Below are 24,501 nucleotides of genomic sequence, written 5' to 3'. Positions count from 1 at the left end.
TTCCAGTGTGCCCCGCGCGGGCGGCACGGGTCGGACGGCCCGAGAGCGTTCAGGGCACGCGCTGCCAGTGCTCGGCGAGGTCGTCCCAGAGATGTGCGGAGGCCTCGGCGCCCTTGAGGAGCAGGTCCAGTTCGACCTTCTCGTCGGGGGCGTGCCACCCGTCGGACGGGACGGAGATGCCGAGGAAGAGCACGGGGACGCCGAGCACGTCCTGGAGGTCGGCGGCCGGTCCGGAACCGCCTTCGCGCGTGAAGCGGACGGGTGTGCCGAAGGCGCGGCCCATGGCGCGGGCCACGGACTTGAGGGCCGGGTGGTCCAGCGGGGTCAGGCACGGGCGGGTGGCGGGGCTGAAGGCGATCTCGTACCGGACGCCGTCGGGAATCCGCCCGGCCACCCAGTCGCGGACGGCCTTCTCGATGTGGTCGGGGTCCTGTCCCGCGACCAGCCGGAAGGACAGTTTGACCATGGCGGAGGACGGGATGATCGTCTTGCTGCCGGGGCCCTGGTAGCCGCCGCCGATGCCGTTGACCTCCGCGGTGGGGCGGGCCCAGACGCGCTCTAGGGTGCTGTATCCGGCCTCGCCGGCGGTGGCGTGGGAGAAGGCGGCGCGCAGCCACTCCCGCTCGTCGAAGGGCAGTTCGGCGAAGAGTTCGCGTTCGCGGTCGGTGAGCTCGATGACGCCGTCGTAGAAGCCGGGGATCGCCACGCGCGCGTGCTCGTCGTGCAGCGCGGCGACCAGGCGGGCGACGGCGGTGGCCGGGTTGGGCACCGCGCCGCCGAAGGAACCGGAGTGGATGTCCTGGTCCGGGCCGTGCAGCCGGATCTCGCACTCGGCGAGGCCGCGCATGCCGGTGCACACGGTGGGGGTGTCCTCGGACCACATCCCGGTGTCGGAGACGATCACCACGTCGGCGGCGAGCCGGTCCGCGTGCCGCTCGACGAGGGTCCGGAAGTGGGGTGAGCCGGATTCCTCCTCGCCCTCGATCAGCAGCTTCAGGTGCACTGCGGGGGCGCTGCGGCCGGTCGTGGCGAGGTGGGCCCGGACACCGAGGGTGTGGAAGAACACCTGGCCCTTGTCGTCGGCCGCCCCGCGCGCGTACATCCGGTTGTCCCGGACGACGGGTTCGAAGGGCTCACTGTGCCAGCCGTCCTCCCGGGCGGCGGGCTGCACGTCGTGGTGGCCGTAGACCAGGACGGTGGGCGCCCCGGGGTCCGAGGAGGGCCATTCGGCGTAGACGGCGGGGGCGCCCGGGGTCGGCCAGACCTCGGCGGTCGGGAAGCCGGTCGCGGTGAGTGCGGCGGCCAGCCAGTCGGCGCTGCGGCGCACGTCGGGTGCGTGATCGGGCTGGGCCGACACCGAGGGGATGCGCAGCCACTCGGTGAGGTCGTCGAGGAAGGCGGCGCGGTGCTGCTCGACGTACGTACGGACGGCGCTGACGGCACTGTCAACGGGCTGGCTCATGGACTCGAGCCTATCGGCCCGCGGGGGTGTCCTCGGAGTGCGGTATCTCACCGGACGGTTCCTCCAGGAGCAGCCGTTCGATGGCCGCGCGGTCCGGCAGCGCGTCGGGGCGTACGACCTCGCCGGTACGTACGTACAGGAAGGCGGCGCCGACCGACTCCAGGGGAACGCCCTGCTGCTCGGCCCAGGCGAGCCGGTAGACGGCGAGCTGGAGCGGGTCGGCGGTGCGGCTGCGGCCGGTCTTCCAGTCGACGATCTCGTACGTCGTCCCGGCGCCGGCGGAGGCACCGTCGCCGTCGCCGTCCCCGGTCCCGGCCCCGGTCCCGCCCGCGTCGCTGCCGTCCTGCCGGTAGACGGCGTCGATGCGGCCGCGGACGACCCGGCCGGCGATCTCCAGCTGGAAGGGGGCCTCCACGCGGTAGGGCGTGCGGTGGGCGTACACGGTGCGTTCGAAGGCCTCCTTGAGGGCGGCGAGGTCCTGCTCGTCGGCGATCTCGGCCTCGCTGCCGGGGAGGTCGTCCGGTTCGAGCAGGGGCAGTGTCAGTTCCTCGAAACGGGCCTCGACCCAGGCGTGGAAGCGGGTGCCGCGGCGGGCGGCCGGCTGGGGCGGGCGGGGCATGGGGCGGGCCAGCTCCCGCGCGAAGCCGTCCGGGTCCGCGGCCAGCCGCAGCAGCTGGGACGCGGTGAGCGACGGGGGCAGCAGGACCTCGGTGACGCTCTCACGGGCGCGCAGCAGTTCGCCGGCGAGGGCGTCGAGGTCGCGGTCCCAGGAGGCGACGGTGCGGGCCTCCTCCGGCGTGAGGCGGGGCGTGGCGGTTTCCGGGGCCGCGGTTTCCGGGGTCGCGGTTTCCGGGGTCGCGGGGCCCACGCGTCGGGTGGGATCCGGAGCGCCGGGGCGACCGGCGGGCTCCGGGACGCCGGGGGGCCCGGCGGGCTCCGGGGCCGTCGCTTGGTGCGGAATGGCGGGGCGGCGGTCGGCCGGAAGACCGCCGGTGGGGCGGTCGGCGGTCCAGGAGTCCCAGTCGCCCTCGCCGGACGCGTCGTCGGCGAAGGGGTCGACGTCGTCGGGCGGGAGGTCCTCGTCGTCCGGGGGCAGGGGCCAGTCCGGGTCGTCGTACGGGTCCGCGGCGTGTACGGCCGGGGGAGGATCGTCGGGGTGGCCGGCGAGGCTCTCGAGGTGGGCCAGGACGGTGTCGGCGGCGGCGCGGCGGCGGGCGAGGGCGTCGTCGTCCAGCGGGAGGGGCCACACCTGGTCCTGGGTGGCCCGCTGCAGGGCGGGGTTCTCGTCGTCCTCTGCGGGCTCGTCCGCCCATGCCTCGATCTCGCCGTACCCGGCGGCGCAGTGGTCGTGGAGGGCCCGGAGGAACGCGGACGGCCCGCGCGGCTTCTTCTGGGAGGGCCCCCACCAGTGGCCGGAGCCGAGCAGCAGCGAGCGGGGGCGGGTGAAGGTGACGTAGCCGAGGCGGAGCTCCTCGGTGTGCTGGTGGTCCTTCATCGCCTCGTGGAAGGCCTTCAGGCCCCGGGAGTCCCAGGATTCGATGTCGGGCAGGGTGTCGGCGTCGCCGCGCAGTTCGTGCGGCAGGACCTTGCCCTGCGCGGTCCACTTCTCGCGGCCCTGGCCGCTGGGGAAGGTGCCGGTGACCAGTCCGGGGACGACCACGACGTCCCACTCCAAACCCTTGGACTTGTGCGCGGTGAGCACCTTGACGGTGTTCTCGCCGCCGGGCAGCGCGTTGTCGAGGCCCTTCTCGTACTGGGCGGCGGTGTGCAGGAAGCCGAGGAAGGCGAGCAGGCCGGCCTCGGCGTCCCCGGCGGCGAAGGAGGCGGCGATGTCGAGGAAGTTGGAGAGGGTCTCGCGGCGGCGGGCGGCCAGGGCGTGCGGGGACGCCGACAGTTCGATCTCCAGGCCGGTGACGGCGAGGACGCGGTGCAGGACGTCCATCAGCGGATCGGCCAGGGAGCGGCGCAGGTCGCGCAGTTCGGCGGCCAGCCGGGCGAACCGCACGCGCGCGTCCGGCGAGAAGGGCAGCCCGTCGTCGTCCCCGTGGCCGTCCAGCGGGGTCTCCAGGAACGTGTCGAGGGCGTCGGCGAGCGAGATCACCTCGGACGGGTCGACGCCCTCGACGGCTTCGGCGAGGCGGCGGTCGGGGTCGTCCTCGCCGTCCACGCGCGCGTGGGACACGAGCAGGCGCGCGCGGCGGCCGAGGAGGGCGAGGTCGCGCGGGCCGATGCACCAGCGGGGGCCGGTCAGCAGGCGGACGAGCGAGGCGTTGGCACCGGGGTCCTGGAGGACCTCGCAGACGGCGACCAGGTCGGCGATCTCGGGCAGGTGCAGCAGCCCGGACAGGCCGACGACCTCGACGGGTACGTCCCGGGCGACGAGGGCGCTCTGGATCTCGGCGAAGTCGGTCGCGGTGCGGCACAGGACGGCGATCTCGCCGGGCTCCTTGCCGGTGCGTACGAGGTGGGCGAGCGAGTCGGCGATCCAGTCGAGCTCCTCGGCGTGGGTGGGCAGCAGGGCGCAACGGACGGTGCCGTCCCGCTCGGCTCCCGGGGCCGGGCGGAGGGCTTCCACACCCGCGTGCATGGCCCGCAGGGGCTCGGCGAGGCCGTTGGCGAGGTCCAGGAGGCGGCCGCCGCTGCGGCGGTTCTCGCTGAGCGACTGGCGGGTGGCGGGGCCGCCGTCGGCCCGGGCGAAGTGTTCGGGGAAGTCGTCGAGGTTCGCGACGGAGGCGCCGCGCCAGCCGTAGATCGCCTGGCAGGGGTCGCCGACGGCGGTGACCGGGTGGCCGGTGCCCCCGCCGAACAAGCCTGCGAGGAGGACGCGCTGGGCGACCGAGGTGTCCTGGTACTCGTCGAGGAGGACCACGCGGAACTCGTCGCGCAGGACGCGGCCCACCTCGGGGATCCGGGCGAGCCGGGCCGAGAGGGCGATCTGGTCGCCGAAGTCGAGCAGGTCGCGTTCGCGTTTGGCGGCCCGGTAGCGCAGGACGAGGTCGGCGAGTTCGCGCCGCGCGGCGGCCGCTTCGGGCACTTTGCGCAGGTCGGCGTTGGTGAGCTTGGTGTTCTCCAGGGTGCGCAGCAGTTCGGTGTCGTGGCCGCGCAGGTCCTCGGGCCGTACGAGGTGCTCGGAGAGTTCGCCGTCGAGGGTGAGGAGGTCGCCGACCAGGTCGGCGAAGGAGCGGGTGAGGGCGGGGTAGGGGCCGGGGGCCTCGCGCAGCACCCGCGCGGCGAGCTGGTAGCGGGTGGCGTCGGCGAGGAGGCGGGAGGTCGGTTCGAGGCCGATGCGCAGCCCGTGGTCGGTCAGGAGGCGGCCCGCGAAGGCGTGGTAGGTGGAGATCACCGGTTCGCCCGGCGGGTTGTCCGGGTCGATGGTGTCCGGATCGGTGACGCCCGCCTTGATCAGCGCCTTGCGGACGCGTTCGGCGAGTTCGCCGGCGGCCTTGTTGGTGAAGGTGAGGCCGAGCACCTGCTCCGGGGCGACCTGGCCGGTGCCGACCAGCCACACCACGCGTGCCGCCATCACCGTCGTCTTGCCGGAGCCCGCTCCGGCCACGATCACCTGAGGAGCGGGCGGCGCGATGATGCAGGCCGTCTGCTCGGGAGTGAAAGGGATCCCGAGGAGCTCCTTGAGCTGCTCGGGATCGCTGATGCGTGCATGCACATGCAGAGGCTAGCGGCGGCCGCTGACAAAAAGGCCGTACCGTCCCTCACCTGCCGGATAACCGCAGGTCGGCGCGGATGGTGCGATGCGTCACGCCGGCCGTCGGCGCCCCGCGCCAGGTGGTGTGTCCTACCAGGTCGCGTGTCCCGTCAGGTGGTGTGTCCCACCAGGTCGTGCGTCCCGTCAGGTCCTGTGCCTCCGGGGCGTGCACCGCCCCTCGCGCGCCTCACGGGGCCGTGGGCGCCACCGCGATGATCCGCCCGGTCACTCGATCACGTGCCGGCCCTCGGGGCGGGCGCTGCAGGAGGCGCGGAAGGCGCAGTGGGCGCAGTGCTGCCCCGCGCTCGGGGTGAAGCGTTCGTCGAGGACCTTCCCCGCGGCCGTCGCCAGCAGGTCGCCGACCCATTCCCCCTGCTCCCCCTCCAGCGGCTCCTGGGCCTGCACCTTGGGCAGGGTCTCCCCGCCGTCCCGCTTGGCGGCCGGCTGGCGCAGCTGGACCAGTTCGGCGCCGCCCGTCCCGGGCCGCGTCCCGTCGAACGCCTCGTCGACGGCACCCTCCTGCACGGCGAGCTGGTAGACGGCGAGCTGGGGGTGGCGGGCCACCTCGGCGGAGCTGGGGGCGTGCTTGCCGGTCTTGAAGTCGACGACGTAGGCGCGGCCCTCGCCGTCGGCTTCGACGCGGTCCATCTGACCGCGGATGCGGACCTCGTAGTCGCCTGCTTCGAGCCGGACGTCGAAGTCGTGCTCACTGGCCACCGGGGTGCGGCCGGTGCGGTCCATGACGTGCCACTTCAGGAAGCGTTCGAGGGCCACACGCGCGTTCTGCTTCTCCTGCTGGGACTTCCAGGGCGCGTCGAAGACGAGTGCGTTCCACACGGAGTCGAGCCGTTCCATGAGGACGGCGAGGTCGGCCGGAGTGTGCCCGGAGGCCACCTCGTCGGCGAGGACGTGCACCACGTTGCCGAATCCCTGGGCGGCGGTCGCGGGGGCGTCGGCCTTCACCTCCCGGCCGAGGAACCACTGCAGGGCGCAGGTGTTGGCGAGCTGGTCGAGGGCGCTGCCGGAGAGCACGACGGGCTGGTCGCGACTGCGCAGCGGCACCTTGCTCCGGGTGGGCTCGTACATGCCCCACCAGCGGTACGGGTGGGCGGACGGCACCAGGGGGCGGCCGTCCTCGTCGGCGAGGGCGGCGAGCCGGGCGAGCCGGCGGGCGGCGGCCTCCCTGAGGGTGTCGGAGACACGCGGGTCGACGGTGGTGGCACGCAGTTCGGCGACGAGCGCGGCGACGGACAGCGGGCGGCGCGGGCGCCCGGTGACGTCCTTGGGCTCGACGCCGAGTTCGGTCAGGAAGCGGGAGGGCTGGTCGCCGTCGTCGGCGGGGGCCTTCACGGCCGTCACGACGAGCCGTTCACGCGCGCGGGTGGCGGCGACGTAGAACAGGCGGCGTTCCTCGGCGAGGAGCGCACCGGGGGTGAGCGGTTCGGCGAGCCCGTCGCGGCCGATGCGGTCGGCCTCCAGCAGGGAGCCGCGGCGGCGCAGGTCGGGCCACAGGCCCTCCTGGACACCGGCCACGACGACCAGCCGCCACTCCAGGCCCTTGGCGCGGTGCGCGGTCATCAGGCGTACGGCGTCGGGGCGCACGGCGCGACGGGTGAGGGTGTCCGCGGCGATGTCCTCGGCGTCGATCTCCTCCAGGAAGTTCAGGGCGCCGCGGCCTCCGGTGCGTTCCTCCGCACGGGCGGCGGTGGCGAACAGGGCGCACACCGCGTCGAGGTCCCGGTCGGCGTTGCGGCCGGCCGCACCGCCGCGGTGGGCGGAGCGTTCCAGTCGCGTGGGCCACGGGGTGCCGTCCCACAGGTCCCACAGCGCCTCCTCCGCGGTGCCGCCGCTCGCCAGGCGCTCACGTGCCGTGCGCAGCAGCGTGCCGAGCCGCTGGGCTCCGCGCGTGTAGGCGGGGTCGTGCACGACCAGCCGCTCGGGTTCGGCCAGGGCCCGCGCGAGGAGTTCGTCCGAGGGCGGTGGCAGCACGTTGCCCGCGGCCCGCTCCTCCTCGCGCAGGGCCCGGCCGAGACGGCGCAGGTCCGCGGCGTCCATGCCGGCGAGGGGGGAGGTGAGCAGGGTGAGCGCGGTCTCGGTGTCGAGCCAGCAGGGTTGCTCCGACCCTGCCTCCTGTGTCTGTCCCTTTTCCCGCCCTTGTTCCTGCCCCGGAGCTTCCTGCCCCGGAGCCTCCTGCCCCGGAGCCTCCGGCTCCTGCTCCGGCCCGTCGGCCGCCTCCGCCGTCGCCACCGCTCGCAGGGCCGTGAGCAGCGGGGCCACCGCCGGTTCGTGGCGCAGGGGAAGGTCGTTGCCGTCGACGTCCACCGGGACGCCCGCCGAGGCGAGGGCGCGGCGGACGGCGGGAAGGGTGCGGGAACCGGCCCGCACCAGGACGGCCATGTCGTTCCAGGCGACGCCGTCCTCCAGGTGGGCCCTGCGCAGGATGTCGGCGATGTTGTCCAGCTCCGTGCCGGAGGTCGGATACGTGTAGACCTCGGCCCGGCCGCCGTCCCGCACCGGGGCGAGCTCCCGGTGGGCGCGGACCTTCTCGGCGGGCAGCCGGGGCAGCGGCATGCGCTGGGTGATCAGACGGGTGGCCGCCAGCAGGGACGCGCCGGAGCGGCGCGCGACGCGCAGCACCTCGACCGGGGCCGGACGGCCGTCCGCGCGGGGGAAAGCGTCGGGGAAGTCCAGGATGCCGTTCACGTCCGCGCCCCGAAAGGCGTAGATCGACTGGTCCGGGTCGCCGAGGGCGACCAGGGTGCGGCCGCCGCCGGCCAGCGCCTGCAGCAGCCGCACCTGCGCCGGGTCGGTGTCCTGGTACTCGTCCACGTAGACGGCGTCGTAGCGCGCGGCGAGCTGCCGGGCGGTCTCGGGGCGGCGGGCGAGGAGCACCGCGCGGTGGACCAGTTCGGCGTAGTCGAGGACGCCCTGCAGGTCGAGGACGTCGAGATACTCGGCGAGGAAGGCGGACGCGGCACGCCAGTCGGGGCGTCCGATGCGGCGGGCGAAGGCGTCCAGGGCGTCGGGGCCGAGGCCCAGCTCGCGGCTGCGGGCGAGCACCGCGCGGACCTCGTCGGCGAAGCCGCGGGTGGTCAGGCAGGCGCGCAGTTCGTCCGGCCAGCGCACATGCGCCAGGCCGAGGCGCTCCAGGTCGACCTGGCCCGCGAGCAGCTCACGGACGGTGACGTCCTGTTCGGGGCCCGACAGCAGCCGCAGCGGCTCGACGAAGAGGTCGCTGTCCTGGTGGGCGCGGATCAAGGCGTAGCACAGCGAGTGGAACGTGGTCGCCTGGGGCGCGTGCGCGGCCCCCGTGCGCAGGGCCATGCGGTCGCGCAGCTCGACCGCCGCCCTGCGGCTGAACGTCAGCACGAGGATGCGTCCGGGATCACCTCCGCGGGCGATCCGCGCGGCCACCGACTCGACCAGTGTGGTCGTCTTCCCGGTGCCCGGACCTGCGAGGACGAGCATCGGTCCGGTCCCGTGGTCAACCACGGAGCGCTGTGCAGCGTCCAGCCGAGGGGGGGATGTACGGGCCGGCGGGGTACGAACCAGTCGATGAACGCCACGGTTCCCCCGCCGCACCTGGGGGTGCGACAGGCCATGAGTGGAGAAAGAGGAGCTCACGTGGTTCGCCGGTCCTGGTGGGTGTGCTGGTTGCCGTTCCACCGCGTGTGGAGGGCGGTGGCCGCGGGGTCGAGGGGGACACGTGCGGTTGACGCTACGCCGACAGAGAGCATGGAAGCAGAGCTTCCGTTTCTTCCCTCCCGGCACCTGCGGCACTCGTGCCACCCGCCTCACGAACGTACGTCATGCCACGGGCGTGTCCTGTTTTGCCTGTACGGCTCACAGGCCGTACGGCGGTACGTCCGAGGGCGGAAGCCGGCCGATGTGATCCCCCGCGTGCCCGTCGCCGTCCGCGAGCCCGCCGCCGTCCCACCGCGCGCGCTTCATCTCGAGGCGCGGCAGGTGCCCGTCGGCGGCCCGGCTCGCCTCCTTCAGGGGAGTCCCCTCCGCGCGGTAGTGGTCGAGGGCTCTCAGCTCGTGGCCCGGCAGCAGCACCCCGTCCGCGCGGACGACCCGCCACCACGGGACGGCTCCCCCGTAGAGCGCCATCACGCGCCCGACCTGCCGGGGACCGCCCTCCTCCAGCCACTCGGCCACGTCGCCGTACGTCATGACGCGGCCCGGCGGGATCCGCTCGGCCACGTCGAGGACACGCTCGGCGTACTCGGGCAGGGCGTCCGCGTGCTCCGGGCCGGTTTCGGACGGAAGGCGCTGCTGGCTCATCCGTCCCATCCTGCACCACCCCACCGACAACGCGGCCGGCGATGTGTCGCGTACCGGGGCGTGTGTACGCCTCGCCCGGGAACCGCGCTTCGGGCAGACTGTGCGACCCCGCGCGTCGACCCTGCTGCCCGCGTGCGGCGGCGCGGCATGCCACCATCGTGCGGGCGGTGACTGGTGATAAGAGATCAAGAAGAGGCAATGACGGAGCAGGGTGCGCACCCCGGGGACACGGCGGGCACCCCTGCCGCTTCGTCGCGCCCGGACCCCGGTCGCACCGGTCCACAGGACATCGATCCCATCGATCCGCAGAACGCCGACACCAAGGACGCCGGCACCGAGGCGGCCGGGAAGCAGGCCGCTCTGGACGCCCACCGCGCCGACGGCACGAACGGCACCGATCCGGCGCACGTCGAGGAGGTCGAGGGCGACGAACCCCTTCTCCCCGCGCGCGTGCACCGTCCGTCCGATCTCATGCGGCTCCTGGTGGGCGTGCTCGCCATCGGGGTGCTGCTGGCGATCGCCGCGTTCGCCCACGGCACCACCTCGGGGCTGGAACAGGACATCACCAAGGGCACCGGTCAGGCGCCCGACCTGCTCATCAAGATCGCCGGTCTGGCCTCCAGCATCGCGATCCTCCTCGTGCCGGTCGCCTTCGCCATCGAACGGCTGATCAAACGGGACGGGCTGCGGATCGCCGACGGGGTGCTCGCCGCCGTCCTCGCGCACGGCGTGACACTCGCCACCGATCTGTGGGTCGCGCGGGCCGCCCCCGGCTCGATCCAGGATGCGCTGACCCAGCCCTCCCCCGGCGACATCCACGTCCTCACCGATCCGGTGCACGGCTACCTGGCTCCGGTCATCGCCTACATGACGGCCGTCGGCATGTCCCGCAGACCCAGATGGCGCGCGGTGCTGTGGGTCGTGCTGCTCCTCGACGCCTTCTCGATGCTCGTCACCGGGTACACGACTCCGTTCTCCATCATCCTGACGGTGCTGCTCGGCTGGACCGTCGCCTACGGCACCCTCTACGCGGTCGGGTCGCCCAATGTGCGCCCCACCGGGCAGACCCTGATGGCGGGTCTGCGGACCGTCGGCTTCCGTCCGGTGAGCGCGTCCCGCCAGGAGACGCCGGACGCCGTCGAGGCCGGGGACCGGGGCCGCCGGTACTTCGTCACCCTGGAGAACGGTCCGCCGCTGGACGTGACCGTGGTCGACCGCGAGCAGCAGGCGCAGGGTTTCTTCTACCGCGCGTGGCGCAATCTGACCCTGCGCGGCTTCGCCACCCGCAGAAGCCTCCAGTCCCTGCGCCAGGCGCTCGAGCAGGAGGCGCTGCTGGCGTACGCGGCCATCGCGGCCGGTGCCAATGCGCCGAAGCTGATCGCGATGTCCGAGCTCGGGCCCGACGCGGTGATGCTCGTCTACGAGCACAGCGGCGGGCGCACCCTCGACTCGCTGCCGGACGAGGAGATCACCGACGCGTTGCTGCACGACACCTGGTGTCAGGTGCAGGCGTTGCAGTCCCGCCGGATCGCACACCGCAGGCTGGTCGGCGACGCGATCCTGGTGGATCGTTCCGGCACGGTGATCCTCACCGATCTGCGGGTCGGGGAGATCGCGGCCGGCGAAGTGCTGCTGCGCATGGACGTCGCCCAGCTGCTGGTGACGCTGGGGCTGCGGGTGGGCGCCGAACGCGCGGTGGCCTCGGCGCTGGGCGTGCTCGGTCCCGACGCCGTGGCGGACTGCCTGCCGATGCTTCAGCCGATCGCGCTGAGCCGCTCCACGCGCGCGACGCTGCGCCGGCTCGCCCGGGAGCGGGCCGAGCGCGAGCGCGAGGCGGTCCTGGAGGCCTCCCGTCAGGCCAAGCAGCTGCGCGCGGAGCAGGCCGCGGACCTCTCCGGGGAGCCCCCGGCCGACGGGCCCGCCGTCGCGGGGAAGCCCGACAAGAAGGCCGTACGCGCGGAGCAGCGGGCCGAGAAGCGGGCGCTCGACGAGGCACTGGAGGAGGCCCGCGAGGAGGACATGCTCACGCAGATCCGGCACGAGGTGCTGCGGATCAGGCCGCAGGCGCCGGTCGAGCCGGTCCGCCTGGAGCGGGTGCGTCCGCGCACGCTGATCAGTTTCATCGCCGGCGCCATCGGCGGGTACTTCCTGCTGACGCAGCTCACCCACATCGAGTTCGGGCCGCTGATCGCCAACGCGGAGTGGGGCTGGGTGGCTGCGGCCGCGCTGTTCTCGGCCGCCAGCTACTTCGCCGCCGCCCTGGCGCTGCTGGGGTTCGTGCCGGAGCGGGTGCCGTTCGTCAGGACGGTGGCGGCGCAGGTCGCCGGTTCCTTCGTGAAGATCGTCGCCCCGGCTGCGGTGGGCGGTGTCGCCCTGAACACCCGGTTCCTCCAGCGTGCCGGGGTGCGCCCGGGGCTCGCGGTGGCGAGTGTCGGCGCCTCCCAGCTGTTCGGGCTGGGCTGCCACATCCTGATGCTGCTGGCGTTCGGCTATCTGACCGGTACCGAGAAGACTCCCTCGCTGTCACCGTCCCGTACGGTCATCGCGGGTCTGCTGACGGTGGCGGTGCTGGTGCTGGTGGTGACCTCGGTGCCGTTCCTGCGGAAGTTCCTCTTCACCCGTGTGCGATCGCTCTTCGCGGGTGTCGTGCCGCGGATGCTCGATGTGCTGCAACGCCCGCAGAAGCTGGTCACCGGCATCGGCGGCATGCTGCTGCTGACCGCCTGCTTCGTGCTGTGCCTGTACGCCTCCGTCCATGCGTTCGGCGACGGGACGACGTCGATCAGCCTGGCCGGTGTCGCGGTGGTCTTCCTCGCGGGCAACGCGCTGGGGTCGGCGGCTCCCACCCCGGGCGGTGTGGGAGCGGTCGAGGCGACGCTGACGGTCGGTCTGATCGCGGTCGGACTGCCCAGCGAGGTCGCCGCGCCGGCGGTGCTGCTGTTCCGGCTGCTGACCCTGTGGCTGCCGGTCCTCCCGGGATGGCTGGCCTTCAACCACCTCACCCGCAAGCAAGCGCTGTAGCCGCAACAGGCGGCACGAGCAGACAACGAACACCATGAAACAGCAGGTCAGAAGGTTGTCCACAGGCTTCCGCGGCGAACGCGGGACCTGCCTACCATGGCCTGACCGCCATCCGCCGCACGGTGCGGACGGCCCGCGAGGGGAATGGGGCACATGACGCGTTTCGCACGGTGGACGGCTCTGGCGGCCTGTGCCGCGCTGCTGACGGCAGGGTGCAGCGGCGGCTCCGACGACCACGACAGGGGCGGTACGGCGATCGACTGGGGGCGCTGCGAGGCCTCCGGGGACACGCCCGCGCCCGGTGAGGAATGGCAGTGCGGCACCCTCCGGGTGCCGCTCGACTGGTCGGAACCGGACGGCGGGACGATCGGGCTGGCGCTGATACGGGCGAAGGCCACGGGGGACGACCGCCTCGGGTCCCTGCTGTTCAACTTCGGCGGGCCCGGCGGCTCCGGTGTCTCCATGATGCCCTCCTACGCCACCACCGCCTCGAAGCTGCGCGAGCGGTACGACCTGGTGAGCTGGGATCCGCGCGGGGTGGCCGCCAGCGAGGGCATCCGCTGCCGGGACGACGAGGAGATCCAGGCGGCCGAGTCGGTGGACTCCACCCCGGACACCCCGGCCGAGGAGCAGGCGTACCTCGCGGACGCGGCGGACTTCGGCAAGGGCTGCCAGGAGTCGGCCGGCAAGCTGCTGGCCCATGTGTCGACCACCGACACCGCCCGTGACATGGACCGCATCCGGCAGGCTCTGGGCGACGACAGGCTCAACTACTTCGGCATCTCCTACGGCACCGAACTCGGCGGCGTCTACGCCCATCTGTTCCCGAAGAAGGTGGGGCGGCTGACCCTCGACGCGGTGGTCGACCCGAGCGCCGACACGGTGGGGCACGCCGAGAACCAGACCCGCGGATTCCAGCGTGCGCTGGACAACTATCTGAAGTCCACCGGCCGGGACCCCGGGCAGGGGTCGCGTGAGATCGCGGAGCTGCTGGACCGGATGGACGCCGAGCCGCTGCCGACGTCCTCGAAGGGGCGGGAGCTGACCCAGTCGCTGGCGCTGACCGGCATCGTCCTCCCCCTGTACAGCAAGGACGGCTGGCCGGTGCTGACCAGCGCGCTGGAGGCGGCCGAGGAGGGCGACGGTTCGGAGCTGCTGGCGCTGGCCGACGGCTACAACGAACGGGACGCGTCGGGGAAGTACGGCACGACGACCCACTCGCAGCGGGCCATATCGTGCCTGGACGACAAGCAGCGGATGACCGCGGCCCAGACCGGGGAACTGCTGCCGGAGTTCGAGCGGATCTCGCCGGTGTTCGGCCCCTTCCTCGGCTGGGACACGGCCGGCTGGTGCCACGACTGGCCGGTCCCCGGTCAGCACGACACCCCGGAGGTGAGCGCGCCGGGTGCCGCTCCGGTCCTGGTGATCGGCAACACCGGCGATCCCGCCACTCCGTACGAGGGCGCTCAGCGGATGGCGGACGAGCTGGGCGAGGGCGTGGGGATCGTGCTCACCTGGGAGGGCGAGGGCCACGGCGCGTACGGCAGTGGGAGCGACTGTGTCGATTCCACCGTGGACGCGTATCTGCTGGACGGCACGGTGCCGAAGGACGGCAAGGTCTGTTCATGACGGCGGCGGGGGCCCCACGCACCCGTGGTGCGTGGGGCCCCCGCCCGGGACCTGTCCGGGGTCGCGGTGGCGAGCCCGGGCCTGCCGATCGGTCAGTAGATCGGCTTCGCCGGCTCGATCTGGTTGACCCAGCCGACCACGCCGCCGCCGACGTGGACGGCGTCGGCGAAGCCCGCGGACTTCAGGACCGCGAGGACTTCCGCGCTGCGGACGCCCGTCTTGCAGTTCAGGACGATCTTCTTGTCCTGCGGGAGGCTCTCCAGGGCGCTGCCCATGAGGAACTCGTTCTTCGGGATCAGCCGGGCGCCGGGGATGGAGACGATCTCGAACTCGTTCGGCTCGCGGACATCGATGATCTCGATGTTCTCGCCCTCGTCCATCCACTCCTTGAGCTGCTTGGGAGTGATCGTGGAGTCGGCGGCCGCCGCCTGGGCCTCCTCGGAGACGACGCCGCAGAAGGCCTCGTAGTCGATGAGCTCGGTGACGGTCGGGTTCTCGCCGCAGACCGCGCAGTCGGGGTCCTTGCGAACCTTGACCTGGCGGTACTGCATCTCCAGGGCGTCGTAGATCATCAGGCGGCCGACGAGCGGCTCACCGATGCCGGCGAGGAGCTTGATGGCCTCGTTGGCCTGGATGGAGCCGATGGACGCGCACAGCACGCCCAGGACGCCGCCCTCGGCGCAGGAGGGGACCATGCCGGGGGGCGGGGGCTCCGGGTAGAGGCAGCGGTAGCAGGGGCCGTGCTCGGACCAGAACACGGAGGCCTGGCCGTCGAAGCGGTAGATCGAACCCCAGACGTAGGGCTTGTTCAGCAGCACGCACGCGTCGTTGACCAGGTACCGGGTCGCGAAGTTGTCCGTGCCGTCGACGATGAGGTCGTAGTCGCTGAAGATGCCCATCACGTTGTCGGCCTCGAGGCGCTCCTCGTGGAGGATCACGTTCACGTAAGGGTTGATGCCCTTGATCGTGTCGCGCGCGGACTCGGCCTTGGGCCGGCCGATGTCGGCCTGGCTGTGGATGACCTGTCGCTGCAGGTTCGACTCGTCGACCTCGTCGAACTCCACGATGCCGAGCGTGCCCACGCCGGCCGCGGCCAGATACATCAGCCCCGGCGAACCCAGGCCACCGGCGCCGACGAACAGCACCTTGGCGTTCTTCAGCCGCTTCTGCCCGGCCATCCCCACGTCGGGGATGATCAGGTGGCGGGAGTACCTGCGGACCTCGTCTACGGTGAGCTCGGCGGCCGGCTCGACCAGGGGTGGCAACGACACGGGGACTCCGTTGGTCGGTCAATCACTACGGTTGTTCTTCCCTCCAACAGTGCCATGGCCCTTTTCATTCCGAGACACCCATCCCGACCTGCGAGACGACCTCGTCCCAGTAGCCGGGCAGCGGTTCCCAGGGGCTGATGCGGCTGTCGCGGTCGGTGCGGTCGGTGAACCAGACGGTCGCGGCGCCCTGCCAGCGGGCGATGCGCAGCGCCTCCTCCAGATGCGGCCGGGGCACTCCGTGGACGAAGTGGCAGAAGCGCTCGGGCGGGTGGTCGACGGTCCACTCGGCCGCCTGTGACCAGCGGTAGTCGTGCCACGAGCCGGAGAAGGTGACCAGCTGGTCGGCGATGTCGGCGTGGCCGGGGTGCGGGTGGGTCCCGTGGCCGAGGACGATGTGGGCGTCGTCCCGGATCACCCGGAGGACACGGACCGCGCGCCGGACCGCGGGGAGCGCGGCGCGGTCCGCGGGGCAGCGGTCCAGGAGGAAGCCGTCGGCTCGGTACCAGTCGATGAACCGGTGCGCGTCCGAGAGCAGCTCGCCGACGTCCCGGAGGCCGTATGCCGAGTCGAGACGGCCCAGAATGCGGACACCGGCGTTGCGCAGGCGGCCGACCGCTTCCAGGCAGCTCGGGTCGGGGTGTACTCCGGGCCCGTCGGCCACGTTCAGGACGACCCAGTGCAGAGGGCTTGCGCCTCCCGGGCGGGTGAGCGCGTTCCACTCGGCCGGGGCGAGAAGGGGGTGCGCCAGGCCGGGCACCCCGAAGCCGGTACGGGCACCGACGCCGGTGCCGGGCCTGCTGTCGCCCGCGGCGACCGGAGGGACGGGAAGGACCGGATCGCTCGGATGACCTGGACCGCTCGGATGGCTCCGGTTGATCAGATACGACATGCCGCCTCCATCCAGATGTCGGCGAGGGACTCCTCGAGATTGATCCGAGGGCGCCAGCCGAGCCGGTCGCGCGCGGTGCGCACGTCCGCCTGCTGCCAGCTGCCGCAGCCGTCCGGGTACGGGAACGCGACCGATGCCGCGTGCGGGTCGGACTCGCCGCGTGGGTGCCCGATGGCCGGCCTGAGATGCGGGGTGTGGGCGATGTGCCCCGCGTGACCGCCATGACCGCCGTGGGAGGCGTGGGCCCCGGGCGGGCCGTCGAGCTCCTGGAGGGCACCGCCGTAGCCGGCCACGCGGGCGAGTACCGCGGCGGCGTCCCGCAGGCGGACAGCACGGCCCGAACCGATGTTGATGACCCCCTGCGCGGCGGAGAGCGAGGCCGCGTGCACGGCCCGGGCCACGTCCCGGACGTCGACGAAGTCGCGCTGGACGCCGAGACCGCCGAGCTTCAGTTCGCCGTCGCCGGACTGCATGGCGCGGCGCATGGCCTCGGCCAGGCGGCCGAGCGGCGAACCGGCGGGGGTGCCGGGTCCCGCGGGTGAGAAGACCCGCAGGACCACGGCGTCCAGGCCGGAGCCGAGGACGAGTTCGGTCGCGGCGAGCTTGCTCACGCCGTACGGGCCGCCGGGGCGGGGGACGGCGTCCTCCGCCGTGGAGGAGTTGGGCTGGCTGGGGCCGTACTCGGCACTGCAGCCGATCTGCACGAGCCGGGCGCCGCAGCCGCTGCGGCGCAGGGCCTCGCAGACGGTGGCGACGGCGACGGTGTTGTGCCGGGTGAGGTCGCGGGCTCCGCCGCGGGTGGTGCCGGCGCAGTTGACCACGACGCCGGGGTGGACGGCGTCGAGGAACCGGGTGAGTGCGCCGGGGCTGCCGGTGGCGAGGTCGAAGCGGACGTCGGCGTCGTCGCCGCGGCCGAGGGCGGTGAGCTGGACGGCCGGGTCGGCGAGCAGACGGTCGGCGACGAAGCGGCCGATGTACCCGTTGGCTCCGATCAGCAGGACTCTCATCGGGTGGCTCCTGTGACGGCCGAGGCTGCTGGGCGGGTGATCATGCGGGATCTCCTTGGGGTGGTGCCTCCGGCTGGGCGTGCTGGGCGTGGGCCGAGGCTCGGGTGAGGGTGCGTGCTGCGTGGATCAGAAGGGTCAGGGCGGCCGCGCCGCAGATGAGGGTGGCGACGCCGCTGGGGTCCCAGGTGGTGACCAGGGTTTCCACGGGGGTGGCCAATGCCCCGCAGCCGGGCAGGCGGGCCGCGAAGACCGCGGCCAGGGCCGCGGCCTGGGCGAGGGCGGCGGCAGCGAGGACCACCTTCGGCGCATGGGTGAAGCCGTGGAGGGTGAGAAGGCGGGCCAGGAAGAGGAGAGCGCCCAGGGTGAGCACTTCGTGGTGGGTGAAGGGCTCGTCCAGGACCGTGGCGCAGAGGGTGAAGAGAGCTGCCAGGGCGCACAGGAACAGGCCGAAGGTTCCGAACAGCAGGGGGCGCACGGAGTCGGCGAAGTCTTCGAGGCCGCGGCTGGCCGCGACCTTGCGGCGGGCCCGTACGGCGAAGAGCCGGGCACTCCAGGCCCCGGGGGCGAAGGCCAGGGTGAGGGCCAGGGCCGGGGCTACGGCGAGCGCCCAGTCGCCCTCGGGGCTGCCGGGGCCGCGGGTGGGCGGGCCGTCGGGGCCACCGGTGATCGCGGTGTGGAGCAGGCCGTCACCCAGGAGGGCGTAGCCGAGGAGCCAGCAGGTCCAGGCCGCCGTGCCCGTGGTGGACGGGGTGGACGTAGTGGGCGTGGTGCCGAGCGGGCTGCCGCGTCGGAGGGCCGCGCGCAGGGCCAGGGCGATGGCGAGGACGCCCGCGGCGACCGCGTAGAGGCGGCTCTGGCCGTGGGTGAGGCGCAGGGCGGCCACCGACGCGAGGCCGAGGGCGCCGGGGAGCAGGGTGAGGACGACCCAGCCGACGCGGGGCCCCGGGGCGGTCGTGGCGGCGGAGGGGCGGGGGGCGTCGCCGTCGCGCGGGATCCGGGCGTACAGCTCCTCCGCGAGGGAGAAGACGTCCCGGTGCTTGAAGCGCGCGGCGGTCCGGTCGGTGACGCCGTGCGCCTCCAGGCCCGCCGCGATCTCCAGGGGGTCCACCGCTCTCTCGCACAGCTCGCGGTGGCGGTGCAGCAGCGCCTTCACGGGGTCGGCGGTGCCTCGGCCGGCGCCGGGCCGGGCGGACTCGCGGTCCAGTTCGTCGAGGTCCGTCATCGTGCCGCCTCCGTCGCGGGGACCGGTGATGCACCCGGCACCGGGTCGGTGGCCGCCCGAGCCGGAGAGAGGGCCCGAGCCGGTGTGTCCGTGGCCCAGGTGGGGGTGGTACGGGGTGGCCGGCGGGAGGCGAGGTCGGTCCAGTGGCCGGGGACGTGGGCCTCGACCGGGGCGGCGAAGGGCAAGGGATCACCCGTGCCGTTCAGGCGGACGCGGCGGGCCGGGGTACGCGCGACGATCTCCAGGTACAGGTCGTGGAACGCGGCGATGTTCTGCTCGACGGTGAAGAGTTCGAGTGCGCGGGCGCGCGCGGCGGCACCGAGGCGCGCGCGCCGCTCGGGATCGCGCAGCAGCGACACGCACGCCTCCGCGAGCGCCTGCGGATCGCGCGGCGGTACGACGAGTCCGGTGCCGCCGACGACCTCGACCACCGCGCCGACGTCCGTGGACACCGTCGCGCGGCCGGCGAGCATCGCCTCGGCCAGTCCGGTGGGGAAGCCTTCGACCACGCTGGACAGAACGGTCACGGCGGCTGCGGCGTACGCGTCGGCGGGGCCGGCGAGCCCCGGACCGCCCACCTCCTCGAAGGACACCGGACCGGCGCCGTCGGCGTGCGGGGACCCGGTCCCGTGCGGGAAGAGCCGCGCGGCCAGTTCCCGGCAGTGCTCGAGGTAGGCGGCGCCCTCGGGGCCGGCCGGGCCGCCGATGATCCGCAGGCGGGCCCCGGGCTCGGCGGCGCGGATCCCGGCGAACGCGTGCAGCAGCGAGACCAGGTCCTTGGCGGGCTCCACCCGGCCGGTCCAGACCAGGGTGTGCGGATCGGCGCGCTCCGGGGACTCGCCCACCTCCGCGAAGGGCGCCGCGTCCATCCCGGGGTGGACCGTGCGGACCTTCGCCCGGTCGGCGCCGCAGCGCTCCTGCCAGCGGCGGGCATGCGTGTTGCCCGGAGTGAGGAAAACGGCCCGCCGGTAGGTCTCGGCGGCGAGCCGGCCGTGGAAGGCCGCGAGGAGGGACCGGACGGCGGGTGAGGAGTCCGGCCGGGTCAGATAGTGCGTGCGCAGCCGTACGCCGTACTCGGTCACCAGCAGGGGGACGTCGAAGAAGTGGCCGGCGAGCAGGCCCGGAAGGGCGGCCGTGCCGCCGGAGGCGGCGTGGCACAGGTCGACCGCGCCGAGCCCGTCCTCCTCGTACCAGTCGAGCGAGAGGGGGCGCAGGGCCTCGTGCAGGTGCGCTGCCACAGCCAGCAGGTCCGACACCCGGGCCTCCCGCGCGGCGGGCAGCACGCGGGGCGCACGACAGGCGCGTTCCAGGGCGCGTACGGCGGTCTCGGAGCGGAGGGCGGCCACGAGACCGCCCTCGTCGCGGGCGAGTTCGGCGAGGCCGTACAGAGCTCCGGTGAAACGGTCCGCCTCGGCCGGGGCACGGGGCGTCCCTCCCGTCCCGGGGTCCGCGTCGGGGGCCGCGGGGTCCGACGCGGGCCCCGGGTCCGACGTGCAGAGGACGGCGGCGAGTTCGCCGTAGTGCTCGGCGAAGCGCCGGCGCGCGCGCCTGCCGTACACCACCCCGTCGTCCTCGGCCGTCCACAGCGGCGCGGTGCGCACCCGTCCGACCTGGGGCGGCAGCGGCACCCAGCCGCCGTCCTCCTGGGCCTCGCTGCGGCTGAACGCGTAGACGTCGAACTCGTGGTGCCCGAGCCCGCGCACGAGACGGTCGCACCAGAGTCCGGCGTCACCGCTCACATACGGATAACCACCCTCCGTAAGCAGTCCGATGCGCACGAGTGCACCCCCGATCTCCCGTATGGGGAGCCGCCGTTGGCCCGGCGGCTCGCAGCGGGACGAACGTAGACGGTCAAGGGGGTGGCGTGATGGACGGTTGTCCGTCGCACCACCGGAAGGGGTGAACGGTCGTAACTTTCCGGCGCGGGGCGCGTTTGGTCGCGCCAAGAGATCGGATGACCATGCGGACGGCGACGGACACGGCACGGGCGCCCACGGCCCGTGCCGGCCCCGACGCGTCCGTCAGCCCTTCGGGTACGGCCAGGCGTTGGGCAGGCAGCTGATTCCGTCGTGGTCGAGGAACTTGGTCTGCTGCTGCATGACCGGGGCCAGATCGCCGTCCTTGTCGCAGCTGAGGTGGTTGTACCCGAGGCGGTGGCCGACCTCGTGGTTGATCAGCATCTGGCGGTAGGCGAGCATCTCGTCGCCGTACGTCTCGGCGCCCTGCGCCCAGCGGAACGCGTTGATCATGACGCGTTCGGTGGCGGCCGAGTCGCAGGAGACATTGTCGACCGTGGTGTCCAGGCCGGACCTGGCGCACCAGTCGGCGGTCGTCCCGGGACTGGCGAGGGTGATGACGAAGTCGGGACTGCCGGAATGGATCCGTTCGAAGGCGCGGGCGCCGTTGTGCGCCCAGCTGCGGTTGTCGTTGAGCGTCCTGTGCACCGCATCGGCGAAGAGCACGCCGTCCAGACCGAGCCCCCGCTCCACGTCCACGCGATAGGTGACCCTCTGCCCCTTGCCCGGCGCGTCGGCGATGCCGGGGACCGCGTCGAACTTCCCCGAGCCCTCGGCCGTGGCGCCGAGCGGGTACTTCTTGTCCATCTTCTGGGCGTACGTCAGCGGCCCGGCGGCGCGGGGAGCGTCCGGGGACGTGTTCCGCTCATCACCCGCGCCCCCGTTCACACCGGGGTCCCGGGCGTCGCGCGCCGCCTGTTCGGGGGCGGACTGCGCCTGGAGGTCGTCGGAACCGTCCCCTCCCTCGGCGACCTGGCCGGCCACGACGACCGCCAGCACGGTGGTGACGGCGGCGGCCGCGATCCCGGTGAACGCGCGCCCCTTGGCGCCCTTGGCCTGTGCCGGTGTCCCGGTGGGTGGCGCGACGTCGTCGGTGCCGGCCGGGGGCCGGGCGGCCGAGGCGGCGCGCCAGTCGGTGACGGCGTCGTAGGGGTCCGCGGGATGCACGGAGGCCGGGCGGGTCGCTGCGGGCGGGCGGGAAGCAAAGAAGTCGTCACCCTCGTCGAAGGCGTCGAGGTAGTCCTGCCGCGGGCCCCGCCGCCCTCGCGGCCCCAGTGACCCGCGCGGCCCCTCGGGCGGTGCCTGGCGCTGTCGCGGCAGGGGTACGGCCGCCCTGCCGGCCGGCCCGGCGTACCCGGGATCCGCGCTGCTTCCTTCCCACTCGCCCCAGCCGCCGCCGGGGTCCCGCTGCTCGGGATGGCCGGCGCCGCGGGCCCGCGGTACGCCGTGCCCGGGGGTGCCGTCGGGGACGCGGGGGAAGCCGTGGGCGGGGGTACCGTCGGGCGGGCGGGGCACTCCACGCGCCGGTGTCCCGTCCGGGAGCCAGCCGTCCGGAAGCCGCGGTACGCCGTGGGCCGGGGTCCCGGGCCCTGCGGGCCGGACGCCCCCCTGTGCTCCCTGCCCGGGTGAGCCGTACGGGCCGGGCGGGCTGTACGCGCCGGTTCCGCCGGAGGTCGCCCCCTGCTCCGGGGGCGTCGTCCCCCGCGCCGGGCGGGCGTCGCCCTTGGGTGCGGGTCCACGACGGCTGTGGCGTCCCACGTCGCGCCTCAGCCCCTCAGTCTCTCGGCGGTGGCCCCGCCGTCGGCGGCCTCGTCCGCGGTGATACCGGCGGCCGAGCCCGGTGCGCCCTTCGCGCCCAGCTCCAAAGTATCCCCCTTCTCGGCCGAATCCGTTGTATCCAAGAGGAGTTCACGGAACGCGGCAGCCACCGCCCCCGGGTATTCCATCATCGCCACATGGCCCGCGTCGGGCAGGGTGACCAATCTGGAGTCGCGGAACGCGCGGGCCGCGCGCCCGGCCATCCGGAAGCCGACGAGCTGGTCCCGGCCGCCGTACAGCAGCAGGGTCGGCGCGAGCACCCGCTCGGCCTGACGCCACAGCCCGTGCTGGCCGCCGAGGGTGTACGCGTTGACGAGTCCCCGCGCGGAGCGTGCCATGGCGTCCCAGAAGTACGGCAGCCGCAGCCGCCGTTCCATCTCCTGCACGGCGTGGCGGAACGCCTCCGGCGACACCTGCCCGGGGTCCCCGTAGCAGAGCGCCACGACACCCCGGACGCGCTGTTCCGCCGTCCATCCCCGGCTGATCCGGGTGAACAGCCGTGCCACCCCGGGCAGCGCCAGCAGTCCCGTCGGCACGGCGGTGCGCTGCACGCGCAGCTCGGGAAGGGCCGGTGACACGAGCGTGAGCGTGCGGACGAGGTCGGGACGTACGGCGGCGACGCGGGTGGCGACCGCGCCGCCGAGAGAATTACCGAAGAGGTGCACGGGGCCGCGCCCGGTGGAGTCGAGATAACGGATCACCGCGCGTGCGTGCGCCGAGATCGAGTAGTTGCCGTCGTCCGGGGGCGGCGAGTCGCCGAAGCCCGGAAGGTCGACGGCCTCGCTGTGGACGACGTCCTCCAGGAAGGGCATCAGCGACGACCAGTTCTGCGACGATCCCCCGAGCCCGTGGATGTGGAGTGCGGGCGGCAGCCCTTCGCGCGCGGGTGACCTCGACCGCACGGACAGGGTGACGCCCGGGAGCTCGACCGACCTGAGACGCTCGCCCTCGGCGACCCTCACGGCGGCCGCCTCGGGAAGCACGGTCGCGGGCGGCACGGGCGGCACAGGCGGCGGCACGGGCGGCAGGTCGGTCGAAGACATGCGGCAATGTTACGAGACGATCACGCCGGGACTCCTGTGTCTGCGGTCACAGGACGACCCCGGCGCGTGCGCGCCGCGGCACATCCCGGCCGCGGATCGCATAGCGCCCGGATCGGGTGTCTCCTAGGCTCGTACCCAGGGCACCCGTATGTGGCCCCCGCATGCTCCGGGGACGTTCGTAGGAAGGGAGCCCAGCCATGGCCATAGACCCCACCGATCCCGAGACGTTCGAGGAAAGCAACGACGCCGACGAAGGCATGGAGTACGGCGTCGAGGCGCCGGAGGCCGATGCGGCCGAACAGTTCGCGGAGCTCACCCCGGACCGCGACGACCCGCTGACCGGCGCGGACGCCGACCGGGCCAATGAGGCGGACCTCGCCGAGCAGGCCAGGGTCGTCTCCCTCGACGAGGACGACTACCGGTAACGGCGACGAGAGAGCCGGGGAGGCCACCGAAGGGCACCTTCACGGGAAAGACACATGTGGAAGCGAGGCTTCACTTTGCCCCGTCTGGCAGCTTTTGAAACCGTCTGTACGCCTTTCGGCATCGTCCGGTCCGTGAAATTCTGCGCTCTCACCGCGCACAGCACGGTTACCGAAAAGTACGATGACGGCGCGGCTCACACCGCACGTGGACGACAATGGGAGGCGGCGTGACAGCCATCGAGCAGACAGGGACCGTGCGCCCGAGGGGTACACGCCTGCCGCGCCGTGCCCGACGGAACCAGCTCCTGGGCGCCGCCCAGGAAGTGTTCGTCGCGCAGGGTTACCACGCGGCGGCGATGGACGACATCGCCGAGCGTGCGGGTGTCAGCAAGCCGGTGCTCTACCAGCACTTCCCGGGCAAGCTCGACCTTTATCTGGCGCTGCTGGACCAGCACTGCGAATCGCTGATCCAGTCGGTGCGCCACGCGCTCGCGTCGACGCACGACAACAAGCAGCGCGTACGGGCGACCATGGACGCCTACTTCGCGTACGTCGAGGACGACGGCGGCGCCTTCCGCCTGGTCTTCGAGTCGGACCTGACGAACGAGCCCGCCGTGCGCGAGCGCGTGGACCGGGTCACCAACGACTGCGCCGAGGCGATCTGCGACGTCATCGCCGAGGACACCGGGTTGTCCCGCCAGGAATCGATGCTGCTCGCCTCGGGGCTGGGCGGTCTGGCCCAGGTCGTCGCGCGGTCCTGGCTGCACAGCGACCGCAGTGTGCCGCGCGACCAGGCGGTCCAACTGCTGACCTCGCTGGCCTGGCGGGGCATCGCCGGATTCCCGCTGCACGGCAGCGAGCAGTAGTTCCGACAGCGCCGGACGGCGCGTGCGAGCCGGCGGGGGCCGCCTTGTGTTCCCGTCGGCTG

15 protein-coding genes are annotated in these 24,501 nt (G+C 73.3%); 4 read left to right on the top strand and 11 right to left on the bottom strand.

Annotated elements, in window-relative coordinates; all coding sequences use genetic code 11:
* Window positions 1-49: 49 nt before the first annotated feature.
* The 4 genes from OHB56_RS28125 to OHB56_RS28110 form a co-directional block, all read right to left on the bottom strand.
* On the bottom strand, window positions 50-1,462 hold the full coding sequence (locus OHB56_RS28125; RefSeq protein ID WP_406356347.1) for a dipeptidase: 1,413 nt from the start codon (window positions 1,460-1,462) through the stop codon (window positions 50-52).
* A 10-nt stretch (window positions 1,463-1,472) separates the two neighbouring features.
* Window positions 1,473-5,126 carry a UvrD-helicase domain-containing protein gene (locus tag OHB56_RS28120; RefSeq protein ID WP_406356345.1) on the bottom strand — a complete coding sequence of 1,218 codons (3,654 nt, stop codon included), beginning with the start codon at window positions 5,124-5,126 and terminating at the stop codon, window positions 1,473-1,475.
* Between the two features lie 264 nt (window positions 5,127-5,390).
* Window positions 5,391-8,789, bottom strand: coding sequence for an ATP-dependent helicase (locus OHB56_RS28115; RefSeq protein ID WP_406356343.1), 3,399 nt, complete (start codon window positions 8,787-8,789; stop codon window positions 5,391-5,393).
* A 219-nt stretch (window positions 8,790-9,008) separates the two neighbouring features.
* Complete coding sequence (locus tag OHB56_RS28110; protein ID WP_406356341.1) at window positions 9,009-9,452, bottom strand: MGMT family protein; 444 nt, start codon at window positions 9,450-9,452, stop codon at window positions 9,009-9,011.
* A gap of 198 nt (window positions 9,453-9,650) precedes the next feature.
* On the opposite strand from OHB56_RS28110, the gene OHB56_RS28105 reads away from it, so the two are divergent.
* On the top strand, window positions 9,651-12,473 hold the full coding sequence (locus OHB56_RS28105) for a YbhN family protein (protein ID WP_406356339.1): 2,823 nt from the start codon (window positions 9,651-9,653) through the stop codon (window positions 12,471-12,473).
* A 153-nt stretch (window positions 12,474-12,626) separates the two neighbouring features.
* Complete coding sequence (locus OHB56_RS28100) at window positions 12,627-14,102, top strand: alpha/beta hydrolase (RefSeq protein ID WP_406356338.1); 1,476 nt, start codon at window positions 12,627-12,629, stop codon at window positions 14,100-14,102.
* A 92-nt stretch (window positions 14,103-14,194) separates the two neighbouring features.
* On the opposite strand, the gene moeZ is transcribed toward OHB56_RS28100, so the two are convergent.
* The 7 genes from moeZ to OHB56_RS28065 all read right to left on the bottom strand — a co-directional run bounded on the left by moeZ (window position 14,195) and on the right by OHB56_RS28065 (window position 23,148).
* Window positions 14,195-15,373 carry an adenylyltransferase/sulfurtransferase MoeZ gene (gene moeZ, locus OHB56_RS28095; RefSeq protein WP_326754641.1) on the bottom strand — a complete coding sequence of 393 codons (1,179 nt, stop codon included), beginning with the start codon at window positions 15,371-15,373 and terminating at the stop codon, window positions 14,195-14,197.
* 64 nt (window positions 15,374-15,437) lie between these two features.
* Window positions 15,438-16,262, bottom strand: a complete 825-nt coding sequence (locus OHB56_RS28090; protein ID WP_326754640.1) for a spherulation-specific family 4 protein — start codon at window positions 16,260-16,262, stop codon at window positions 15,438-15,440.
* Window positions 16,250-17,269: an NAD-dependent epimerase/dehydratase family protein gene (locus OHB56_RS28085; protein WP_055630982.1), complete on the bottom strand. Its 1,020-nt coding sequence runs from the start codon at window positions 17,267-17,269 to the stop codon at window positions 16,250-16,252. The genes OHB56_RS28090 and OHB56_RS28085 overlap by 13 nt, the downstream gene beginning before the upstream one ends.
* Window positions 17,270-17,309: 40 nt before the next feature.
* Window positions 17,310-18,491 (bottom strand): hypothetical protein, encoded by a 1,182-nt coding sequence (locus OHB56_RS28080; RefSeq protein ID WP_406356335.1) that lies wholly within the window; start codon window positions 18,489-18,491, stop codon window positions 17,310-17,312.
* Window positions 18,488-20,269, bottom strand: coding sequence for a DUF3492 domain-containing protein (locus tag OHB56_RS28075; protein WP_406356333.1), 1,782 nt, complete (start codon window positions 20,267-20,269; stop codon window positions 18,488-18,490). Before OHB56_RS28075 ends, OHB56_RS28080 begins: the two co-directional genes overlap by 4 nt.
* A 243-nt stretch (window positions 20,270-20,512) precedes the next feature.
* The gene (locus tag OHB56_RS28070) at window positions 20,513-22,045 is read right to left on the bottom strand and encodes a DUF3152 domain-containing protein (protein ID WP_406356331.1); all 1,533 of its coding nucleotides are present in this window, start codon (window positions 22,043-22,045) and stop codon (window positions 20,513-20,515) included.
* A gap of 8 nt (window positions 22,046-22,053) precedes the next feature.
* Entirely contained in the window at window positions 22,054-23,148 is a 1,095-nt protein-coding gene (locus OHB56_RS28065) for an alpha/beta hydrolase (RefSeq protein ID WP_326754635.1), read from the bottom strand.
* 197 nt (window positions 23,149-23,345) lie between these two features.
* Between OHB56_RS28065 and OHB56_RS28060 the strand changes: the two genes are divergently transcribed.
* Entirely contained in the window at window positions 23,346-23,573 is a 228-nt protein-coding gene (locus OHB56_RS28060; RefSeq protein WP_326754634.1) for a hypothetical protein, read from the top strand.
* Window positions 23,574-23,800: 227 nt separating this feature from the next.
* Window positions 23,801-24,439, top strand: coding sequence for a TetR/AcrR family transcriptional regulator (locus OHB56_RS28055; RefSeq protein WP_055597228.1), 639 nt, complete (start codon window positions 23,801-23,803; stop codon window positions 24,437-24,439).
* Window positions 24,440-24,501 lie beyond the last annotated feature (62 nt).

This window comes from Streptomyces sp. NBC_01635 (genome assembly GCF_045209715.1).
Taxonomy (GTDB): domain Bacteria; phylum Actinomycetota; class Actinomycetes; order Streptomycetales; family Streptomycetaceae; genus Streptomyces; species Streptomyces hirsutus.
This window is presented reverse-complemented; position numbering and strand designations above follow the sequence as displayed.

Bases quoted from the DNA above. Each gene is read 5' to 3' on its own strand.
- OHB56_RS28125 (WP_406356347.1), bottom strand. From the start codon at position 1,462: ATGAGCCAGCCCGTTGACAGTGCCGTCAGCGCCGTCCGTACGTACGTC.
- OHB56_RS28110 (WP_406356341.1), bottom strand. From the start codon at position 9,452: ATGAGCCAGCAGCGCCTTCCGTCCGAAACCGGCCCGGAGCACGCGGAC.
- OHB56_RS28105 (WP_406356339.1), top strand. From the start codon at position 9,651: ATGACGGAGCAGGGTGCGCACCCCGGGGACACGGCGGGCACCCCTGCC.
- OHB56_RS28100 (WP_406356338.1), top strand. From the start codon at position 12,627: ATGACGCGTTTCGCACGGTGGACGGCTCTGGCGGCCTGTGCCGCGCTG.
- OHB56_RS28090 (WP_326754640.1), bottom strand. From the start codon at position 16,262: ATGTCGTATCTGATCAACCGGAGCCATCCGAGCGGTCCAGGTCATCCG.
- OHB56_RS28085 (WP_055630982.1), bottom strand. From the start codon at position 17,269: ATGAGAGTCCTGCTGATCGGAGCCAACGGGTACATCGGCCGCTTCGTC.
- OHB56_RS28080 (WP_406356335.1), bottom strand. From the start codon at position 18,491: ATGACGGACCTCGACGAACTGGACCGCGAGTCCGCCCGGCCCGGCGCC.
- OHB56_RS28065 (WP_326754635.1), bottom strand. From the start codon at position 23,148: ATGTCTTCGACCGACCTGCCGCCCGTGCCGCCGCCTGTGCCGCCCGTG.
- OHB56_RS28060 (WP_326754634.1), top strand. From the start codon at position 23,346: ATGGCCATAGACCCCACCGATCCCGAGACGTTCGAGGAAAGCAACGAC.